This window comes from Cellulosimicrobium sp. RS (assembly GCF_046159675.1).
GTDB lineage: Bacteria > Actinomycetota > Actinomycetes > Actinomycetales > Cellulomonadaceae > Cellulosimicrobium > Cellulosimicrobium funkei.
Genome location: NZ_JBJXVU010000004.1, coordinates 54,563 through 74,743 on the forward strand (window position 1 = coordinate 54,563; position 20,181 = coordinate 74,743).

Sequence of the window (20,181 nt, forward strand, 5' to 3'; positions counted from 1 at the left end):
GGACGCCGCCTCCGCCGGCACCCGACCGCCGGCGCCCGCACCACGCCCCGCACCCCGCGACAGGACCTCTCCCATGGCAGACCTTCGAGCCGCGCCCGGCGCCTCGCCGGCCCCGGCCGCCCCGGCCGACCGGCCGCCGTCGAGCACCGTGCCGACCGCCGCACGACGGCGCCGCACGGGCCTCGGCCACCGTTCCCCGCTGCGCCCCTGGCTGCTGCTGGCCCCGGGACTCGTCGTCCTCGGCGTCCTGCTCCTGTGGCCGCTCGTGCGCGTCGTGCTGCTCTCGCTGCAGGACTACGGCCTGCGGCAGATCGCGAGCGGCGAGTCGAACTGGATCGGGCTCCAGAACTACGCCGACCTGCTCGGCGACAGCTACCTGTGGACCACGGTCCTGCCCAACACCGTGCTGTTCGCGCTCGCGTGCGTCGTGCTCACGGTCGCGCTCGGGACGGCGGTCGCGCTGTTCCTCAACACGCTCGGCGGGTTCTGGCGGGGCGTCGGCGCGACGGCGATCATGGTCGCCTGGGCGGTCCCCGCGATCACGGGCACGTACGTGTGGGTGTGGATCTTCGACCCGCTGAACGGCCTCGTCGCCTCGGTGCTCGAGGGCGTGGGTGCGATCGAACCCGGCACGGTCAACTGGTTCACGGAGCGCCTGTCGTTCTACGCGATCGCGACGCTCAACGTGGTGCACCACGGGTTCCCGTTCGTCGCGATCACCGTGCTCGCGGGGCTCATGACGATCCCGCACGAGCTGCACGAGGCAGCCAAGGTCGACGGCGCGACGGCGTGGCGCCGGTTCTGGGCCATCACCGCGCCCATCCTGCGCCCCGTGTTCGCGGTCGTGACGATCCTGTCGACCATCTGGGACTTCAAGGTCTTCACGCAGATCTACCTCATGCCCGGCGGCAACGGCGGGAACAAGGACGTCTTCAACCTCGGCGTGTGGTCGTACATCCAGTCGTTCGCGCAGGGCAAGTACGGCATGGGCGCGGCGATCGCGGTCCTGCTCACGCTCATCCTGCTCGGCATCACGCTCGTGTACATGCGCACCCTGTTCAAGGAGGAGGAGCTGTGAGCGCCGCCGTCGTCGACACCCGTGCCACCCCCGGGCCCGGCGCCCGCACCGAGCAGGTGCTGCGCGCCCGCCGCCGTCGTCCCGGCGTCGCGGCGGCCAAGACGGTGGGGATCGTCGCCCTCCTCGCCTTCTCGCTCTTCCCCGCCTACTGGATGTTCTCCTCGGCGATCGACCCGGAGGCCGCGACGCGCGGCGCCCGGCTCCTGCCCGCCGGCGTCACGTGGGACAACTTCGTCACCGTGATCGACGACGGCGGGTTCGGCCACTACCTGCGCAACTCGGTGCTCGTCGCGCTCGGCACGGTGCTCGCGTCGTCGGTCGTGGCGCTGCTCGCCGCCGTCGCGGTGAGCCGGTTCCGCTTCCGGTTCCGCAAGTCGATGCTCGTGCTCATCCTCATGGTGCAGATGGTGCCGCTCGAGGCGCTCGTCATCCCGCTGTTCATCCAGATGCGCAACCTCAACATGCTCAACTCGCTCCTGGGCCTGGCGGTCGTGTACCTCGCGTTCGCGCTGCCCTTCGCGATCTGGACGCTGCGCGGCTTCGTCGCCGCGGTCCCGGTCGAGCTCGAGGAGGCGGCGTTCCTCGACGGCGCGTCGTGGGGGCGCATGTTCTGGAAGGTCCTGGTGCCGCTCGTCGCGCCCGGGGTCGTCGCGACGAGCGTCTTCTCCTTCATCACCGCGTGGAACGAGTTCATCTTCGCGCTGACGTTCCTCCAGCAGTCGAGCAAGTACACCGTGCCGATCGGGCTGCAGAAGTTCTTCGGCGAGAACACGACCGACTGGGGCGCCGTCATGGCCGCGTCGACGATCATCACGCTGCCCGTGCTCGTGTTCTTCGTCCTCGTGCAGCGCAACCTGTCCTCGGGCCTCACCGCCGGGTCGGTGAAGGGATGAGCGGCGCGACGCCTCCGGCCGCGGCCCCGACCGGGGCGCAGCGCGCGGCCGACGTGGTGCGCGCCGTGAACGGCGTGCTCCTGCCCGGGTTCACCGGCACGGACGACCTGCCGGCGTGGCTCGTCGACGCGGCGCGCGACGGCCTGGCCGGGGTCGTGCTGTTCGGGCACAACACGCCCGACGTCGCGACCACCGCGCGGCTCACCGCGCGCCTGCGCGGCGCGTCGCCCGACCTGCTCGTCGCGGTCGACGAGGAGGGCGGGGACGTGTCCCGGCTCGAGGCCGCGACCGGCTCGAGCCTGCCCGGCAACGCGGCCCTCGGGCTGGTCGACGACGTCGCGGTCACCGAGGAGGTCGGCGCCGCGCTCGGTCGTCTGCTCACCGCGACCGGTGTCGACCTCGACCTCGCGCCCGACCTCGACGTGAACTCCGACCCCGACAACCCCGTGATCGGCGTGCGCTCGTTCGGCGCGGACCCCGCGCTCGTCGCCCGCCACGGCGCGGCGTTCGTCCGCGGACTGCACGCGGGCGGCGCGGGTGCGTGCGGCAAGCACTTCCCAGGGCACGGCGCGACAAACGTCGACTCGCACCTCGCCCTCCCGGTCGTGGACGCGAGCCTCGACGAGCTCCGCGCGCGCGACCTGCCCCCGTTCGTCGCGACCATGGCCCCGGACGACGAGGCCGGCGACGTGCTGCTCGACGCCGTGATGACGGCGCACGTCGTCGTCCCCGCGCTCGGCGCGCTGCCCGCGACGCTCGAGCCCGCCGTCGGCGCGCTCGTGCGCGAGCTCGGGTTCGACAGCCCGATCGTCACCGACGCGCTCGACATGGGCGCTGTCGCGACGTTCGCGGCGGACGACGCGGGCTCCTCGTCCCGTGCCGACGACGCCGCGCCGCACGGCATCGGCGAGGTCGCGGTCCGCGCGGTGGAGGCCGGCGCCGACCTGCTGTGCCTGGGCACGACCGTCGGTCGCGACGACGAGGTCCTGTTCCGCCAGGCGCAGCGCGCGCTCGTGGACGCCGTCGCGTCCGGCCGGGTCACGGTCGAGCGCCTGCACGTGTCCGCCGCGCGCACGGCGCGCACCCTCGCCGCGGTGCGCGCGCGCCAGGCCGCGAGCGGGGTCGTCCCCTCGCCGGAGTCCGCGCGCGCGGCGCTCGACGTCCTCGACCAGGTGGGCGCCCGCGTCGCGGCGCGCGCCGTCCGGTTCGCCGGCCCCGCACCGCAGCACGCGCCCGTGACTGCGGCGCCCGACGTCGTCGACCTGCGCCTGCGGTTCGACCACGCCGCGGGTCGCACCGCGCAGCACGTCCAGCGCGCGCTCGACGACGCGTTCGGCCCCGACGTGCGGCACCTGCGCCCGGCCGACGCCGAGGCGTGGGCGCGCACGCTCGACGCCGTGCGCGCGGCCGACCGCCCGCTCGTCGTCCTCACGCGCGAGCCGGTGCCCGGCTCGGGCGAGCACGCACGGCTCACGGAGCTGCTCGCCGCGCGGCCCGACGCCGCCGTCGTGCACACCGGGTTCCCCGGTGCCGTCGGCGCGTGGTTCGGCGCGGACCGCACGGTCGTGGTCGCGTGCGGGACGGGGCGCGCCAACGCGCGCGCCGCCGTCGCGCTCCTGCAGGGGGCCGCGGGCCCGCGCACGAGCCCGGACCCGGAGACGCGTGGCGCCGACCTGACCGTCGGCGCGGCGGGGGAGGGAGAGCGATGATCGTCCTCGGACTGTCCTCCGGCACGTCGGTCGACGCGATCGACGCGGCCGCGGCCGACCTCACGCTCGGCGACGACGGCGTGCTGCGCATGCGGCCCCTCGGCCACACGGAGTACGCGTGGCCGCGCGCCCTGCGCGAGCGCATCCTCAAGGCGTTGCCGCCCGCCGCCGTCGACGTGGCCGAGGTGGCCCAGCTCGACACCCTCATCGGGCAGGAGCTCGGCCGCGCCGGTCGGCGCGCGATCGACGACGTCGCCGGCGGTGACGTCGACCTCGTCGCGTCCCACGGCCAGACGATCTACCACTGGGTCGTCGGGGCGCGGGCCCGCGGCACGCTCCAGCTCGGCAACGCCGCGTGGGTCGCCGAGCACGTCAAGCGCCCGGTCATCAGCGACTTCCGCGTGGCCGACGTCGCGGCCGGCGGCCACGGCGCGCCGCTCGTCAGCGTGCTCGACGCGCTCTGGCTCGGGCGCGAGGACGCGGGCGCCGACGACACGGACGCCGGGCTCACCGCGGCGCTCAACATCGGCGGGATCGCGAACGTGTCCCTCGTGGGGCGCGTCGACGACCCGGTCACCGGCTGGGACACGGGCCCGGGCAACTGCCTGCTCGACGTCGCGGTCGCGGCGCTCACCGACGGCCGTCTCGCGTACGACAAGGACGGCGAGCTCGCCGCGCAGGGCACGGTCGACCCGGTGGCGCTCGCCGCCCTGCTCGACGACCCGTACTTCGCCGCCCCCACGCCGAAGTCGACGGGCCGCGAGCTCTTCGACACGACGTACACGGCCCGCCGGCTCGCGTCCGTGCGCCCGGGGCTCACCGGCCCCGACCTCGTCGCGACGCTCACCGAGCTCACCGCGGTCAGTGTCGCCGACGCGCTCGCGGGCCGCGACGTGCGCCGCGTCGTCGCGTCCGGCGGGGGAGCACGCAACCCCGTGCTCCTCGACCGGCTGCGCGCGGCGCTCGCCGAGCGCGTGCCGCACGCGTGCGAGGTCGTGACGTCCGAGGCGCTCGGCCTGCCGGTCGACGCGAAGGAGGCGTACCTCTTCGCGCTCCTCGGCTTCCTGTCGGCCCACGGACTGCCGGGCACCGCCGCCGGCGAGCACCGCCGTCGGGCGACGGGCGCCCGCCGCGCGGTCGTCCTCGGCTCGCTCACCCCGCCCACGCCGCTGCCGTGGCCCGCCGCGAGCGGCCCGGTGCGCCGTCTGGCGCTCGCCAACACCCCGCACGGCCTGCACCCGGGCCCGCGCACCCAGGGTCCGCTGCCGGACCCGACGAAGGGAACCTCCCGATGACCGACCCGACCGTCGCCACGAGCGGCACTCCGAGCGGGGCTGCGAGCACCACCTCGAGCCCCGACGAGTGGCAGGAGCTGGTGCGCCTCGCCTCGCCGACCGAGGAGCGCAACCCGCGCACGACCGACGTCGACCTGCTCCCCACGGCGGACGTCGTCCGGCTCATCACCGAGGAGGACGCCGTCATCGCGGACGCGGTGCGGGCCCAGCGCGGTCGCATCGCGCAGGCCGTCGACCTCGCCGTGGAGGCGCTGCGCTCTGGCGGCCGCGTGCACTACGTGGGGTCGGGCACGTCGGGGCGCCTCGGCGTGCTCGACGCCGTCGAGCTCCTGCCGACGTACGGCGTGGGCGAGGAGTGGTTCGTCGCGCACCTCGCGGGCGGCGTGGGCGCGATGATGCTGGCCGTCGAGGGGGCGGAGGACGACGTGGCGCTCGGGCGCGCCGACGTCGACGCGGTCGGGCCGCGCGACGTCGTCGTCGGGCTCGCGGCGAGCGGCCGCACCCCGTACGTGCGCGGGGCGCTCGACGTCGCGCGCGAGCGCGGGGCGCGCACGGTGCTCGTCTCGGCCAACCCCGACGCGCCGCTCGCGGCCGGGGTGGACGTCGCGATCCTCGTCGACACGGGCCCCGAGGTCGTCACGGGCTCCACGCGCATGAAGGCGGCGACGGCCCAGAAGCTCGTGCTCAACACGTTCTCGACCGCGACGATGATCCGCCTCGGCAAGACGTACTCGAACCTCATGATCGACGTGCGCCCGACCAACCAGAAGCTGCGCGCACGCATCGTCCGGATGCTCGTGCAGGCGACCGGGCTGGGCTCGGCGGAGTGCGAGGACGTGCTGCGCGCGGCCGACGGCGAGGTGCACGTCGCGCTCGTGATGCTCCTCGCGGGCGTCGAGGCCGACGCCGCGCGCGAGTCGCTGGCCGGCGACGGCGTGGCCGGCGTCCGCGGCGCGCTCGCCCGGCTGGGCGCACTCCCCGCGCGATGACCACCCTGCCGAGGGAGAGGCCGGGTACCGCGAGGTAGAGCCGTGGTCGCGACCAGGCCTCTACCTCGGTCTACCTGGCCTCTACCTCGGCGTGCCGGGGCTCTCCCTCGGCGGGGTGGGGCGGGGGCCGAAGACGGCGGTGCCGACGCGGACGATCGTCGCGCCCTCGGCGACCGCGAGCTCCAGGTCGCCGCTCATGCCCATGGACAGCGCGCGGGCGTCCGCGGTCCCGGGCGCGCCCGACCCCACGACGGCGTCGCGCACCGCGCGCAGGCGCGCGAAGCCCGCGCGCACCACGGCCTCGTCGGGCGAGTTCGCACCGATCGTCATGAAGCCTGCGAGCCGCAGCCCGTCGAGCGCGGCGACCGCCGTCGCGAGGGCGGGCGCGTCGTCGGGCCGCACGCCCGACTTCGACTCCTCGCCCGAGACGTTGACCTGCACCAGGACGTCGAGCGCGCGGCCGTCGCGCGCGCAGCGCGCCGCGAGCGCCTCGGCGAGCGCGAGCGAGTCCACGCTCTCGACCCCGGTCGCGGTGCCGAGGACCTGGTTGACCTTGTTGCGCTGGAGGTGGCCGATCATGTGGACCTCGACCCGCCCCGCCGCCACGAGGTCGGCGAGGTCAGTCGCCTTCGCGACGAGCTCCTGCACGCGGTTCTCGCCGATCAGGTCCGCACCGGCCTCCACGACCGCGCGCACGGCGTCGGCGGGCTGGGTCTTCGTCGCCACGAGCAGCCGCACGTCCGACGCCGCACGCCCGGCCGCGCGCGCGGCGTCGTCCACCCGGGTCCGCACCCGGGCGAGGTTCTGCGCGATCTGCGCGGGCAGCACGGACGACGGCTCGGGGAGGGGCATGCGGCCAGTCTAGGTAGTCACTCCTCGTGCATCGCCAAGCGACTGGATCGAGCCCTCCTCCCTCCACGCGCCGAGAGAGATGGTGAGTATGGGTAGCTGTCGAGAGGCCGCTACGTCCGCACACAGCGCTCCGCCGAGTGCATGGCAGACGTTCTCCCATGTCCCGTCCCGCGTCCAGTCGGCGAAGTGGTGGGACGCGGTGCTCGTCGAGCCGTAGGCGGCGCGCAGCGTCGGCCAGGAGGCGCCCGTGCGGACCTTGGCAAAGATCGCGTCAACGCTCCTGCGGGCGCGGTCTCCTCGCCCTCGGGAGAACAGAGGAGCGATGGCCCCCCACTCCTCATCCGACAGATCCCGGGGCAATACGCCGATTCCGTGCTCTCTGTGCCACACCTCGGCGGCACACGGGGCTCCTCCGCGACGGGCTTCGCGGTCCTCGAGGACCGCCACGGTGGCGTCCAGTACGTTCAACGCGACGTGGCGGAGCTCGGGCCGCTTGACCGCGCGCAAGGACCCGAGCGTCCCGTCGTCAGCTGCAAGACTCGACACGTGCTCAACAAGGTCGTCGGCACCACGAGCTTCCACCATGTCGCAGACTGAGAGCCAGACGTGGTCTTCCACGAGGTCGGCATCGAGTGACGCGCATGCGCACGGAGGAACGTCGGCCTGGTAGCGCCCCTGCAGCGATATCCACGGTAGCCCCAGGAGAGTGTGCTCGAGTCGGCGCCCGTGTACGTCCTGCCGCACGGAGAGGTCATCCTCCCGGAGAGTGGGTACGCCGAGCGCCTTCGCGACGGGGTTGTTCGACGAAAGCGTGCTACGAGCGCGTCCGCGTCGCTCTCGCTGACGATTCTCGGTAGAGAGATCCTGACGCTCTCGCCCCAGAGCGGCTCGCCGTCCCGTCCACGGAGAGCATGCCGCCCCCGGAAGTGGATGACGGCGTCGATGGTCGCGGTGGAGAGGACCCTGCTCCGCAGGTTGCCCTCGGTCCAGGGGCGTCCCGAACGGGTTGGTCGACCCTCGATGTTGAGCCTGGCTGCCGCCGCGGCGAACGACACGCCGTCGCGGAGAACGAGGTCGACCGTCTCGGTGATCGTCCGAGCCTCCGACTGGTCGATCTCGAGGTGCGGTGACGAGAGCTGGTCTCTGGCGACGCGGTACCCGAAAGGCGGTCTTCCGCCGATGTGAGGGGCGCCGGTCGATTGCGCCTTTGCCTGAAGTCCACCTTGCGTCCGACGGCGGATGTCATCCACCTCGGCAGCAGCGCGTGCAGCGAGGACCTCCACCACCGCGCGCCCCAACCGGCACAGATCGTCGACCCTCAGCGACGACACGGCGAGCGCGACCCCAGCGGCGGCCAACGCGTCCACGGTGTCCCAGATGTCTCGTCCTGAACCGAGCCGGTCGATGCTGTCGATCACCACGACCTCGAAGTCGTGTCGCTCGGCAGCGGTCACGAGCGCCGAGAACCCAGGCCGTCGGGAGGGCGCGGAGAGTCGTGAGACACCGAGGTCGACGAAGGATCGAAGGTAGCGCCAGGAACTGTCGTCCGCGTAGGCACGGACTGCGTTCTCCTGGCGAACGAGGCCGAAGCGAGCTGCCTGACGCCTCTGACTGACTCGTTGATACCCGACCGCGCGCGAGCCCGCTGACACGTTGGATGAAGACTCCACGGTGCACCCCTGCTGCTCCTGAACGGCCGACCATCGGCACATGTGTTGGTCGGGAGAGTAGCCATCGCCCCCGACACGCGCGGTGAGCCGCAGGAGTGCTGTACTACCTCGCGATCGGGGCGGCCGTGCCCGCGGTGAGGCGCAGCAGGTCCGCGGGCGCCAGGCCCAGGTCGAGCCCGCGGCGCCCGCCCGAGACGTAGACGGCGTCGAACGCGAGCGCGCTGTCGTCGAGGAACGTGCGGTGGGGCTGCTTCTGGCCCAGCGGCGAGATCCCGCCGACGACGTAGCCCGTCGCGCGCTCGGCGGCGGCAGGCTCGGCCATGCTCGCCTTCTTGCCGCCTGCGGCCTTGGCGAGCGCCTTCAGGTCGAGCTGTCGGTCGACCGGCACGATCCCCACCACGAGCGGGCCGCCGTCGACCACGGCGAGCAGCGTCTTGAACACCTGCTCCGCGGGCACCCCGATGGCCGCGGCCGCCTCGAGCCCGAAGGACAGCTCGCTCGACGGGTCGTGCTCGTACGGGTGGAGCGTGTGCGCGACCCCCTCGCGCTCGAGGAGGGCGACCGCGGGCGTGCCGGCGTGCGCGGAGGACTTCGACTTCTTGGCCACGGCCCGATTCTGCCGCAGCGGCGAGCTAGACGTTCACGTCGAGCAGCGAGCCGATCGCGTACGTCACGCCCATCGCGACCGCGCCGCCGACGACGGTTCTCACCGTCGCGCGGCGCGTCGGCGCGTTGCCCAGGCGCGCCGACCCCCAGCCGGTGAGGACGAGCGCGAGCACGACGGCGACGAAGGTGAGCGGGATGCGGATGGTCGCCGGGGCGAGGAGGATCGCCGCGAGCGGCAGCAGCCCGCCGACGGTGAACGACACGATCGAGGCGACCGCGGCCTCCCACGGGCTCGTGAGCTCGTCGGGGTCGATGTGCAGCTCGGCGTCGGCGTGCGCGGCGAGCGGGTCGCGCTCGGTGAGCTGGACGGCGACCTGGCGTGCGAGGTCGGGCGTCAGGCCCTTCGCCTCGTAGATGCCGGCGAGCTCGTCGAGCTCCGCGTCCGGCATCTCCGCGAGCTCGCGGCGCTCGGTCGCCAGCAGAGCCTTCTCGGTGTCGCGCTGCGTGCTCACCGAGACGTACTCGCCCGCCGCCATGGACAGTGCGCCCGCGAGCAGCGCCGCGCCGCCCGCCGTCGCGATGACGGGGATCGACGTGCTCGTCGCCGCGACGCCCACGACGACGCCCGCCGTCGAGACGATGCCGTCGTTCGCGCCGAGCACCCCCGCCCGGAGCCGGTTGAGCCGCGAGCCCGTGCTCTCCGGGTGGTGGGGCTCGCCGGGGTGCCGACCGGTACGGGGCGTGTCGCTCATGGTCTCACCGTAGGGTGCCGCCGCCGAAGCGCGACCGGTGGCGCGAGACCGTCGACCGCGACCGCCGCGCGTCCTCTACCCTGCTCCGCGTGACGCAGGGGAACTCCACGGACGACCGGCCGACGACGCGCGCGGAGCGCTACGAGCACGGGCGGGCGGTGTTCGGCGCGGTCAACGAGGCGGCGCCCGGCGCCATCGCCGAGGCGCTCGCCGACGTCTCGCCCGAGCTCGAGCACCAGATCTCGGCGTGGGCGTACGGCGAGATGTACGCGCGCCCGCACCTGGAACCGCGGGACCGCCAGCTCGTCACGCTCGGGATGCTCGCCGCGCTCGGCGGGTGCGAGGCGCAGCTCGACATCCACGTGGGGACCGCGCTCGACGTCGGGCTGACGCCCCGGGAGATCGTCGAGGCGCTCCTCCAGTCGGCGGTGTACTGCGGCTTCCCGCGCGCGCTCAACGCGACCGCGGTCGCGAAGGAGGTCTTCGGGCGGCGCGGGCTCCTGCCGGTCGAGTGAGGGCGGGGGCCGGCGCGCCCTCCGGTCTCGCCCGGCCTACAGCGGCCCGACGGCGAGCACCGTCACCACGGGCTCGCCCGCCTCGTCGCTCGCCGCGAGGTCGACGCTCGCCGTGATCGCCCAGTCGTGGTCGCCCGCCGGGTCGTCGAGCACCTGCCGCACGAGCCACGTGCCCGCGGGCACCACGCCGCCGGGGGCGTGCTCCGCCGTCGGGCCCTCGTGGCCCGCGGGCAGCTCGGCGCCCGCCTCGACGACGCGGAACAGCGCCGCGGAGCGGGCCCCGGGCCCGATGCCGATCGCGTCGTCGCCCTGGTCCTCGAAGAGCGGGTCGAGCGCGTCGCCCCACGCGTCCGCGTCCCAGCCCGCGCCGCCGTCGAGCGCGCCGAGCGCGCGGTAGTCCTCGCGCGCGGCGAGCTCCACGCGCTTGAACAGCGCGTTGCGCACGAGGCGGCGGAACGCGCGCGGGTTGCCCGTGACGGGACGGGTCGGCGCCTCGGCCCCCGCCCCGGAGAGCGGGCCGTCGCCCACCTCGGTGTCCGCGTCGTCGTCGACCGGGTGCGCCAGGCGCTCCCACTCGTCGAGGAGCGACGAGTCGACGCCGCGCACCAGCTCGCCGAGCCACTCGACGATCTCCTGCACCTCCTCGGTGCGGTGCTCCTCGGGGACGACCTGGCGCAGCGCGCGATAGGCGTCCGCGAGGTAGCGCAGCACCACGCCCTCCGTGCGCTCGAGCCCGTAGACGGACACGAACTCCGCGAACGTCATGGCGCGCTCGACCATGTCACGGACCACGGACTTGGGGGAGAGCTCGGCGTCCGCGACCCACGGGTTGGACCGCTTGTACATCGCGAACGCGGGCGCGAGCAGCTCCTCGAGCGGCTTGGGCCACGTGATCTCCTCGAGCAGCGCCATGCGCTCCTCGTACTCGTACCCCTCGGCCTTCATCGCGGCGACGGCCTCGCCCTTGGCGGCGTTCTGCTGGGCATAGAGGACCTGGCGCGGGTCGTCGAGCGTCGCCTCGATGACGGAGACGACGTCGAGCGCGTGGGTCGCGCCCTCGACGTCGAGCAGGTCCAGGGCCGCGAGCGCGAACGGCGACAGCGGCTGGTTGAGCGCGAACTCGCGCGGCAGGTCGCCGACGAGGCGCACGCTCGGGCGGTAGCCCGCGGGGCGCGACGGGTCGGGGACGCGCACGCGCTCGACGATCCCCGCCACGCGCAGCGAGCGGTAGATGCGGAACGTCTGGCGCACGTGCTCGCGGCGCTGCGACTCGGTGTCGTGGTTCGCGAGGAGCAGGTGGCGCATGGCCTCGACCGGGTCGCGGCGCGGGTCGCTCGCGTCGGCCTGGCCGCCGCGACCGTGCTGCGCGGTGCGCGCGAGGACGTTGAGCACCATGGCGTGCGTGACGGTGAAGTGGCTCGTCAGCGGCTCGGGCTCGGCGTCGCGCAGACGCTCGAACGTCGCGTCGGTCCAGTTGACCGAACCCTGCGGCGCCTTCTTGCGGACGATCTTCTTGAGCTTCTTCGGGTCGTCGCCCGCCTTGGCGAGCATCTTGCGGTTCTCGATGACGTGCTCGGGCGCCATGACGAGCACCTCGCCCACGGTGTCGTACCCGGCGCGGCCCGCGCGCCCCGCGATCTGGTGGAACTCGCGCGCCGTGAGGTGGCGCATGCGCTCGCCGTCGAACTTCACGAGGCTCGTGAGCAGCACGGTGCGGATCGGCACGTTGATGCCGACGCCGAGCGTGTCCGTGCCGCACACGACCTTGAGCAGGCCCGCCTGCGTGAGGCGCTCGACGACGCGCCGGTACTTGGGCAGCATGCCCGCGTGGTGCACGCCGACGCCGTGGCGCAGGAACTTGCTGAGCGTCTTGCCGAACCCGGTGCCGAAGCGGAAGTCGCCGAGCTCGGCGGCGATGGCCTCCTTCTCGGACTTCGTCGCGACGTTCATCGACAGCAGGGACTGCGCGCGCTCGACCGCATCCTTCTGCGTGAAGTGCACGACGTACACGGGCGCGCGGCGCGTGCTGACGAGCTCCTCGATGACCTCGGTCAGCGGCTCGACGACGTAGCTGAAGTGCAGGGGGACCGGCCGCTGCGCGGTGGTCACCGCGGCGACGGGCCGGCCGGTGCGCTCCTCGAGCTCCTCGACGAACCGGGTCGTGTCGCCGAGCGTCGCGGACATGAGCAGGAACTGGGTGTTCGGCAGCTCGAGCAGCGGCACCTGCCACGCCCAGCCGCGCTGCGGGTCGGCGTAGAAGTGGAACTCGTCCATGACGACCTGCGAGATCGCGTCCTCGTCGTCCGCACCGGCGTTCTCGCCGCCGCGGCGCAGCGCGATGTTCGCGAGGATCTCGGCCGTGCAGCAGATGATCGGCGCGTCGGGGTTCACGGCGGAGTCGCCCGTCGTCATGCCCACGTTCTTGGAGCCGAACGCCGCGACGAGCGCGAAGAACTTCTCGCTGACGAGCGCCTTGAGCGGCGCGGTGTAGTACGTGCGACCGCCGCGGCCCGAGCGGTGCGCGGCGAGCGCCGCGAACTGGGCGCCCATCGCGACGAGCGACTTCCCCGACCCGGTGGGCGTCGAGAGGATGACGTGCGAGCCGGTGACCAGCTCGATGAGCGCCTCGCTCTGGTGGGGGTAGAGCTCGAGACCCTGCTCCGTCGCCCAGGTGGTGAACCCCTCGTAGAGCGCGTCCGGGTCGGGGGCCTTGCCCGTCGGGGCGGGCACGTGCGCGAGGAGAGCCGGGGTGCGGCCGGTCGTGGTGGTCACGGCACGAGTCTGTCAGGTGTCGCGGAGGCGGGTCGCCGGACGGGCGCTGCGGGCGACCCGGGGGTCCGAGAAGGGGGTTGATAGCGCTGTCAACGTGTGCGAGGGTAGCCCCGGACGTGCACGGGACGCGCGTCCGGCCCCGTGTCACCGACGACCACCGAGCCCACGCCGCCGTGGGACGGAGGGAGCACCCCGTGCGGTCACCCGCAGATCACCCGCTCGTCACCTGCCCCTGACAGGGTGGCGCGGGCCCGCCCCGGCCCCCCGCGCCATCCCACCCCCTGACCGACCCTGCCGCCCCGGCGCCCCCGCCGGCGGCCCCTGCCCGAGGACACCATGGCCCCCAGCCTGCCGACCCCCCGATCCCTGCACCCCAGACCCGTGACCCCCGCGACCCCGGACCGCCCGCGCCGGCCCGCCCCGCGGCTGGTCGCGGGCGCGCTCGCCGTGGCGCTCGCCGTCGTCGGCCTCGCGCCCGCGACCGCCGCGAGCGCCGCCCCCGAGCCGCCGTCGGCCGACTACGCGTCCCTGGTCGACGTCTTCGTCGGCACCGAGGGTGACTACGGCAACGACATGCCGGCCGCGCAGGCGCCGAACGGCCTCGCGAAGGTCAACCCACGCACGACCCCGGGCCGCAACAACACCGGGTACGACTACGCGCAGTCGAAGATCTCGGGCTTCACGCACACCAACCTCGACGGGGTCGGGGGCTCCGGCGGCGGTGGTGACCTCCTCGTGGTGCCTACGTCCGGGTCGTACACGGCGCGCCCCGGCACGGGCACGTACGCGCACCCGTTCTCGCACGACGACGAGGACGCCGGACCGGGCTTCTACTCCGTCGAACTCGGCAACGTCGCGGGCACGGACGGCGCCATCACTGGCGCGCCGGGCACGATCGAGGCCGAGGTCGCGGCCACCACCCGCTCGGGCGTGCACCGCTACGCGTTCCCCGCGGGCTCGACGCCGAGCCTCGTCGTGGACCTCGAGACGAACAACACGAGCCGCCGGTCGTCCTCGGTGCAGGTCGAGACGCGCGCGGACGGCACCGTGGAGCTGTCCGGACAGGTCACGGGCTACTTCTACAACGCGGCCTACACGCTGTACTACACCGCGCGCACGCTCCAGCCCGCGACGGTGCAGACCTGGGGCGACGACGACCGGCTCGTCGACGCGACGGCCCAGGACGGCGTCGACACCGGCGCGATCCTCACGTTCGACCCGGCGGACGCCGGGGAGATCGGGCTCCAGGTCACCCTGTCGCCGGTGAGCGTCGAGCAGGCGCGGATCGACCAGCAGGTCGAGCTCGGCGACCTGTCGTTCGACGCGATCCGCGACCGCACGCGCGCGGAGTGGAACGCGACGCTCGGGCGGGTCGCGATCGACGCGTCGACGGCGACGGACCCGACGGGCGAGCTCCAGCAGCTCTTCTACACGCACCTCTACCGCATGTTCGCCATGCCGATGAACGCGACGAGCACCTCGGGCACGTACCGCGGCGTCGACGGCGCGGTGCACGCCGCGCAGGGCTTCACGTACTACGACTCGTGGGCCACGTGGGACGACTTCCGCAAGTTCTCCGTCATCGCGTACATCGACCCGGCGCTGTACCGGGACATGGTGCAGTCGCTGGTCTACCTGTTCGCGGACGCCGAGGCGACGGGGACCGGCGGCGGGCTCGGCGGGTTCGTGCACTCCGTCCCGACGGTGCGCTGGGAGCGGTCGTCGGTCGTGGTCGCGGACGCGATCGCCAAGGGCTTCGACGGGTTCGACCGCCTCGACGAGGCGTACCCGGCGCTGCAGCGCCTCGTGGGGCAGTACAGCGCGGACGAGCTCCGGCGTGGCTACGTGGCGGGCAACCCCGGCGCGTCCGTGCAGCGCGGCTACGACCAGTACGGCCTGTCCGTGATCGCGGACGAGCTCGGGCTGACCGACGAGGCCCAGACGCTGCGCGAGCAGGCGTCGTGGCCGATCGAGAAGCTCACCAAGCCGGGCGCGTGGACCGCGGCCGACGGCACGCCGGTCGGCCTCCTCACCCCGCGTGCCGCCGACGGCTCGTGGCAGAGCGCGGACCACGAGCGCTTCGAGGCCGCGAGCCTCTACCAGGGCACGCTCTGGCAGTACCACTGGTACGACGCGTACGACATGGACGCGCTCGTCGAGGCGATGGGCGGCCCCGAGGCGGCCCGCCTCGCGATGCGCCACATGTTCGGGGAGCACGCACCGGACGACGGCAAGGCCATGCTCCACTCGAACGCCAACGAGATCGACCTGCAGGCGCCGTACCTGTTCAACTACACGGGCGAGCCGAGCCTCACGCAGAAGTGGGCGCGCGCGATCTACACGAAGGAGACCTGGAACCGGTACATCGCGACCGGCTCCTCGAGCGCCGTCCCGAGCGGCGGCGGCGAGTTCACGCCGCCCGTGAGGACGAAGGTCTACCGGCTCGACCCGCGCGGGATGCTCCCCACGATGGACAACGACGCGGGGACGATGTCGACGATGTTCGTCGCCGCGGCCGTCGGGCTGTTCCCGGTGACCGCGGGCTCGTCCCAGTTCCAGGTCGGGTCGCCGTTCTTCGACTCGACGACCATCACCTACGACGACGGCAGCGCCTTCACGGTCACGGCCGACGGCGTCTCCGAGGACGCGTTCTACGTCCAGTCCGCGACGCTCGACGGCGCGACGTTCGGCAACACGTGGGTCGACTACGCCACCGTGGTCGGGGGAGCCGACCTCGCGTTCCGCATGGGCGAGCAGCCGAGCGACTGGGGCACGGACACCGCGCCCGCGTTCTCGATGAGCACCGCGACCGACGAGCCGGCCGAGGGACCGCGCGTCAGCGCCGAACCGACCACCGTGCAGACCGGCGACGGCGGCGCGCTCGACGCGACCGTGACGCTCACGCTCGACGGCGCCCGCCTCGCCGCGCCCGCCGGCACGGACCTTGTCACGAGCGGGACGGCGAGCGTCGTCGGGCTGCCCGACGGCGTCACGGCGGCCGTGACGGTCGCGTCGCCGACCGCGCTGACCGTCTCCCTGACGGGGACGGCGTCCGCCGACGCGCGCTTCTTCGTGCACCTGCGCGACGCCGCGCTCGCCGACGGCGTCGCCGCGGCGTCGCTCCAGGGACAGGGCGTCTCGGTGCGCTCGCCCCTGCGGCTGTCCGTGGCGTCCGCCGAGCGCGACGCGCTCGCCGCGCTCGTCGACGACGCCGTGCTCGTGCGGCACGGGAACTACTCCTCGGTGACGTTCGACCGGTTCTCCACCGCGCTGACGAAGGCGCAGGAGGCCCTCGGTGACGAGGCCGCGACGAGCATCGCGCTGCGGTTCGCGGCCGACCGGCTCGGTGCGGCGGCCGACGCGCTCGACCTCACGGGCGGCGGGTACCGCACGCTCGAGGCCGAGCAGTCCGAGGCGTGGTCGGGCGGGGAGCTGAAGAACGAGGCGAACAGCTCGTCCGGCAACCTCGGCGGCGTGCGCTCCGGGTCGTGGGTGCAGTACCGCGACATGACCTTCGAGACCGCCGCCGCGGACACCCCGCCGCGCTTCCTCACGGTCCGGTACGACACGAGCTTCGCCCCGACGGACACGCCGAGCACCGTGCGCGTGCACGCGGGCGACGTGAGCGGCCCTGTGGTCGCGACCGTCGACCTGAAGGGCACGAGCGGCTGGGGCAAGTACACCGAGGTCACGGCGGAGCTCGGCGACGTGCAGGCGCTCGTCGACGCGCAGGTCGTCACGTTCGAGCTGCTCGCGCCGTCCGGGCGGAGCTGGGTCGGCAACTTCGACTGGTTCCGGTTCAGCGCCGAGGACCCGGCTGCCCCAGGTCAGCCGGGCGAGTCCCCGACGGTGACGATCGAGGCCGAGGACTGGACCGCGAGCTCCGGTCGCGGGCTCAAGAAGGAGTCCTCGACGTGGACGAGCGGTCCGGTGACGAACGTCGGCGGCACCGCGGACGGCGACTGGATCGCCTACGGCGAGGTCGACCTGGGTGAGCTCCCGCTCGGCGAGCTGTCGGTCCACTACGTGCACAACGCCAACCGGTCCGGGAACAACTCCGCGCTGTCGGTGTACCTCGACGCGTTCGACCCGGCGAACCCGGGCGAGCCGTTCGTCACCGTGCCGCTGCCGACGACCGGGTCGAGCTGGACCGCGGACGGGACCGCGACCGTCGTCCTGCCCGAGACGGTGCAGGGGACGCACGAGGTGTTCGTGCGCCTGTCGACCGAGCCGTACGCCGACCACCCGTACGTCGCGAACCTCGACAGCCTGACGTTCGCGCCGGGCGGCCCGACGTCGGTCGTCGTCGAGTCCGAGGCCTGGACGTCGAACTCCGGCCGCGGGCTGAAGAACGAGAGCTCGACGTGGACGAGCGGTCCGGTGACGAACGTCGGCGGCACCGCGGACGGCGACTGGCTCGCCTACGGCGAGATCGACCTCGGCTCCGCCGCGCTCGACCAGCTCTCCGTGCGCTACGTGCACAACGCGAACCGGTCCGGGAAGAACTCGGCCCTGTCGGTGTACCTCGACGCGTTCGACCCGGCCAACCCGGGCGAGCCGTTCGTCACCGTCCCGCTGGCGAACACCGGGTCGAGCTGGACCACGGACGGGACCGCCGTCGTCGACCTGCCGAGCACGGTGCGCGGCAAGCACCAGGTGTGGGTGCGCCTGTCCACCGAGGCGTACGCCGACCACCCGTACGTCGCCAACCTCGACAGCATGCGCTTCTTCACCGACGCGTACGACGTCGAGGTCCCGCCGACCGACACCGCGGCGCTCGCGGCGGTGGTCGACGCGGCCGGGACGCCCGAGGCGGAGATCGCGCGGTACGGCCGGATCGACGCGCGCGTCTTCACACGCGAGCTCGCGGCGGCACGGTCCGTGCTCGCCGACGCCGGCGCCACCCAGGCGCAGGCCGACGAGCGGGCGCGGCGCCTCGGCCTGGCGACCGACCAGCTCGTGCCCGCCGAGCGCCGTCGGCTCGAGAACCTCGTGGCGAGCGCCGAGGCCCTGACCGACGAGGGGTACAGCCCCGAGTCCTGGCAGGCCTTCCGCACGGCTCTCGCCGCGGCGACCGGGACGCTCGACGACGCGGCGGCGTCCGACGAGGCGCTGCACGACGCGCGGCTCGCGCTCCAGGGCGCCGTCGACGCCCTGGAGGAGCCGGCCGACGTCGTGCTCGTCGAGGTCGAGGTCAGCCCGCGCTGCCTCGCCGGCAAGCCCTACGTCGCGGTCCGCGCGGTGAACGTCTCCGACGCGGCCGTCGACGTCGAGCTGGCGTCGTCACTGGGCACGAGGTCGTTCGTCGGCGTCGCGCCGGGGGCGAGCGCGTACCAGTCGTTCGCCGCGCGGTCCGCGACGGGCGACCTGGACGTCACCGTCACGGCGACGGGGGCGGACGGCACCCAGACGGTCGAGCAGGTCGTCACCGTCCCGTCCTGCTCCTGACCGCAGGACGCACCACCGACCCGGGAGGCGCCGACGGGGCGCCTTCCGGGTCGGCACCCTGGCGCCTCCGCGGCGGACCGGGCACGCTGGAGCCCCGACCGACGACGGAGGCGCCACCGTGACCGAGGAGTACCAGGGCCGGCCCGCGTTCCACGCGCAGACCCCCGCGGAGTGGCGGGCGTGGCTCGCCGCGCACCACGACGACCCCGAGCCCGGGGTCTGGCTCCTCACGTGGCGGCGCGAGAGCGGCCGGCCGACGTTCGGGTACGAGCCGTGGATCGAGGAGGCGCTGTCCTACGGCTGGATCGACGGGCAGGCCGCGACCGTCGACCAGGACCGGCATGCGCTGTGGTTCACGCGCCGCCGCCCCGGCTCCCGGTGGACGCGCCTCAGCAAGGAGCGGGTCGCGCGCGTCGAGGCGGACGGGCGCCTCACGGACGCGGGGCGCGCCGTCGTGGAAGCGGCCCGGGCGGACGGGTCCTGGACCCGGCACGACGACGCGGAGGCGCTCGTCGTCCCCGACGACCTCGCCGCGGCGCTCGGCGAGCGGCCCGACGCGCGGGCCCGCTTCGACGCCTTCACGCCCGGCGTGCGGCGCTCGATCCTCGGCTGGATCGTCGAGGCGAAGCGGCCCGACACCCGGGCGCGCCGGATCGCGGAGACCGCCGAGCTCGCCGAGCAGGGCGTCGCCGCCCACCAGCCGCGTCGCTGACGGCGCACGGCGCGCCGCACCCCGCCGTCAGGACAGGTCCCAGAGCAGCCGGTAGTACGCGATGCGCTCCGGGTCGGGGTCGATGCCGTAGCCCGCGTAGACGTGGCCGTCGTACCCGGGGCCGTAGTTCCACTCCGTGCTCCACGCCGCGACGGCGAGGTCCGCCCAGCGGTCCGCGACCCCGAGCGACCCGAGGTCGACGTGCGCGGCGAACGTGCCGTCGTCGTGCAGGAGCGTGTTCGGCACGCACGCGTCCCCGTGGCACACGACGAGGCGGTCGACCGGGGGAGCGTCGTCGAGCCGGGCGCGCGCCTCGGCGACGGCCAGACCGCGGTGCTCGGGGAACCACTCGTCGGGCCCGTGCCCCCGTGCGAGCCGGTCGTCGGCGTTCGCGACACGCTGCGCGACGGACCAGGTGAAGGGGCACGACGCGACCGGGAGCGCCTCGTGCAGCGCGCGCAGCCCGCGGCCGATCGCGACCGCCGCGACCGCCGGGTCGCCTGTCCAGCGCGCCTCGACCGCCGACCGCCCCGCGACGGCCTGCGTCACGAGCCACGAGCCGTCGTCGTCCGCGCCCTGGTCGAGGACGCGCGGCACGGGGGTCCGGTCGCCGACCCACGCGAGCCGCTCGGCCTCTCCCGCCAGGTCGATCTCCGGGACGCCCGCCGGGACCCACTTCGCGTACCGGACCGGTCGCGCGGCCTCGCCGCCGCGCGGGTCGAGACGGAACGTCAGCCCGCCGACGGTGTTGCGCCAGACCGGGGTGACGGCGTCGTCCCCCGCGAGCGCGCGGACGACGGCGGGGACGGCCACGGGGCCCGTGGGGATCTCGGCGATGGTCTCGGCGCGGCTCACGCGGGCGATCCTCGCACGCGGGCCGGTCGCCGGTC

14 protein-coding genes and 1 pseudogene are annotated in these 20,181 nt (G+C 74.1%); 8 read left to right on the forward strand and 7 right to left on the reverse strand.

From position 1 onward, the window contains the following. Positions 1 to 73: 73 nt before the first annotated feature. The 5 genes from ACI769_RS07650 to ACI769_RS07670 are packed head-to-tail and all read left to right on the forward strand — an operon-like array spanning position 74 to position 5,964. Positions 74 to 1,078: a carbohydrate ABC transporter permease gene (locus ACI769_RS07650; protein ID WP_085387622.1), complete on the forward strand. Its 1,005-nt coding sequence runs from the start codon at positions 74 to 76 to the stop codon at positions 1,076 to 1,078. Between the two features lie 56 nt (positions 1,079 to 1,134). Beyond that, on the forward strand, positions 1,135 to 1,971 hold the full coding sequence (locus ACI769_RS07655) for a carbohydrate ABC transporter permease (RefSeq protein ID WP_369824859.1): 837 nt from the start codon (positions 1,135 to 1,137) through the stop codon (positions 1,969 to 1,971). After that, positions 1,968 to 3,680, forward strand: a complete 1,713-nt coding sequence (locus ACI769_RS07660) for a glycoside hydrolase family 3 N-terminal domain-containing protein (protein WP_409141437.1) — start codon at positions 1,968 to 1,970, stop codon at positions 3,678 to 3,680. The genes ACI769_RS07655 and ACI769_RS07660 overlap by 4 nt, the downstream gene beginning before the upstream one ends. Next, positions 3,677 to 4,975, forward strand: coding sequence for an anhydro-N-acetylmuramic acid kinase (locus ACI769_RS07665; protein WP_409141438.1), 1,299 nt, complete (start codon positions 3,677 to 3,679; stop codon positions 4,973 to 4,975). Before ACI769_RS07660 ends, ACI769_RS07665 begins: the two co-directional genes overlap by 4 nt. Then, on the forward strand, positions 4,972 to 5,964 hold the full coding sequence (locus ACI769_RS07670; RefSeq protein ID WP_409141439.1) for an N-acetylmuramic acid 6-phosphate etherase: 993 nt from the start codon (positions 4,972 to 4,974) through the stop codon (positions 5,962 to 5,964). Before ACI769_RS07665 ends, ACI769_RS07670 begins: the two co-directional genes overlap by 4 nt. An 81-nt stretch (positions 5,965 to 6,045) precedes the next feature. On the opposite strand, the gene ACI769_RS07675 is transcribed toward ACI769_RS07670, so the two are convergent. The 5 genes and pseudogenes from ACI769_RS07675 to ACI769_RS07695 all read right to left on the reverse strand — a co-directional run bounded on the left by ACI769_RS07675 (position 6,046) and on the right by ACI769_RS07695 (position 9,844). Further along, a complete protein-coding gene (locus ACI769_RS07675; protein ID WP_409141440.1) occupies positions 6,046 to 6,816 on the reverse strand; it encodes a YggS family pyridoxal phosphate-dependent enzyme in 771 nt (256 codons plus the stop codon). A gap of 9 nt (positions 6,817 to 6,825) precedes the next feature. Further along, complete coding sequence (locus tag ACI769_RS07680) at positions 6,826 to 7,434, reverse strand: transposase (RefSeq protein WP_409141441.1); 609 nt, start codon at positions 7,432 to 7,434, stop codon at positions 6,826 to 6,828. A gap of 209 nt (positions 7,435 to 7,643) precedes the next feature. Then, positions 7,644 to 8,528 (reverse strand): annotated as a pseudogene (locus ACI769_RS07685) (recombinase family protein); the annotation flags it as partial. Between the two features lie 61 nt (positions 8,529 to 8,589). Continuing rightward, positions 8,590 to 9,093 (reverse strand): Cys-tRNA(Pro) deacylase, encoded by a 504-nt coding sequence (gene ybaK, locus ACI769_RS07690; protein ID WP_034650359.1) that lies wholly within the window; start codon positions 9,091 to 9,093, stop codon positions 8,590 to 8,592. Positions 9,094 to 9,118: 25 nt separating this feature from the next. Beyond that, the gene (locus ACI769_RS07695; protein ID WP_031316729.1) at positions 9,119 to 9,844 is read right to left on the reverse strand and encodes a VIT family protein; all 726 of its coding nucleotides are present in this window, start codon (positions 9,842 to 9,844) and stop codon (positions 9,119 to 9,121) included. Positions 9,845 to 9,933: 89 nt separating this feature from the next. Between ACI769_RS07695 and ACI769_RS07700 the strand changes: the two genes are divergently transcribed. After that, entirely contained in the window at positions 9,934 to 10,359 is a 426-nt protein-coding gene (locus ACI769_RS07700; protein ID WP_137281006.1) for a carboxymuconolactone decarboxylase family protein, read from the forward strand. Positions 10,360 to 10,395: 36 nt separating this feature from the next. Here the strand turns inward: ACI769_RS07700 and ACI769_RS07705 are convergent, their stop codons facing one another. Then, positions 10,396 to 13,131 (reverse strand): RNA helicase, encoded by a 2,736-nt coding sequence (locus tag ACI769_RS07705; RefSeq protein WP_137281007.1) that lies wholly within the window; start codon positions 13,129 to 13,131, stop codon positions 10,396 to 10,398. Between the two features lie 381 nt (positions 13,132 to 13,512). Between ACI769_RS07705 and ACI769_RS07710 the strand changes: the two genes are divergently transcribed. Both ACI769_RS07710 and ACI769_RS07715 read left to right on the forward strand, forming a co-directional pair. Then, positions 13,513 to 18,579 carry a glycoside hydrolase domain-containing protein gene (locus ACI769_RS07710; RefSeq protein WP_409141442.1) on the forward strand — a complete coding sequence of 1,689 codons (5,067 nt, stop codon included), beginning with the start codon at positions 13,513 to 13,515 and terminating at the stop codon, positions 18,577 to 18,579. Between the two features lie 118 nt (positions 18,580 to 18,697). Next, positions 18,698 to 19,291: a YdeI family protein gene (locus tag ACI769_RS07715; RefSeq protein WP_043655099.1), complete on the forward strand. Its 594-nt coding sequence runs from the start codon at positions 18,698 to 18,700 to the stop codon at positions 19,289 to 19,291. Between the two features lie 27 nt (positions 19,292 to 19,318). Here ACI769_RS07715 and ACI769_RS07720 read toward each other — a convergent pair whose 3' ends face one another. After that, complete coding sequence (locus ACI769_RS07720) at positions 19,319 to 20,146, reverse strand: aminoglycoside 3'-phosphotransferase (RefSeq protein ID WP_085387629.1); 828 nt, start codon at positions 20,144 to 20,146, stop codon at positions 19,319 to 19,321. Positions 20,147 to 20,181: the final 35 nt, after the last annotated feature.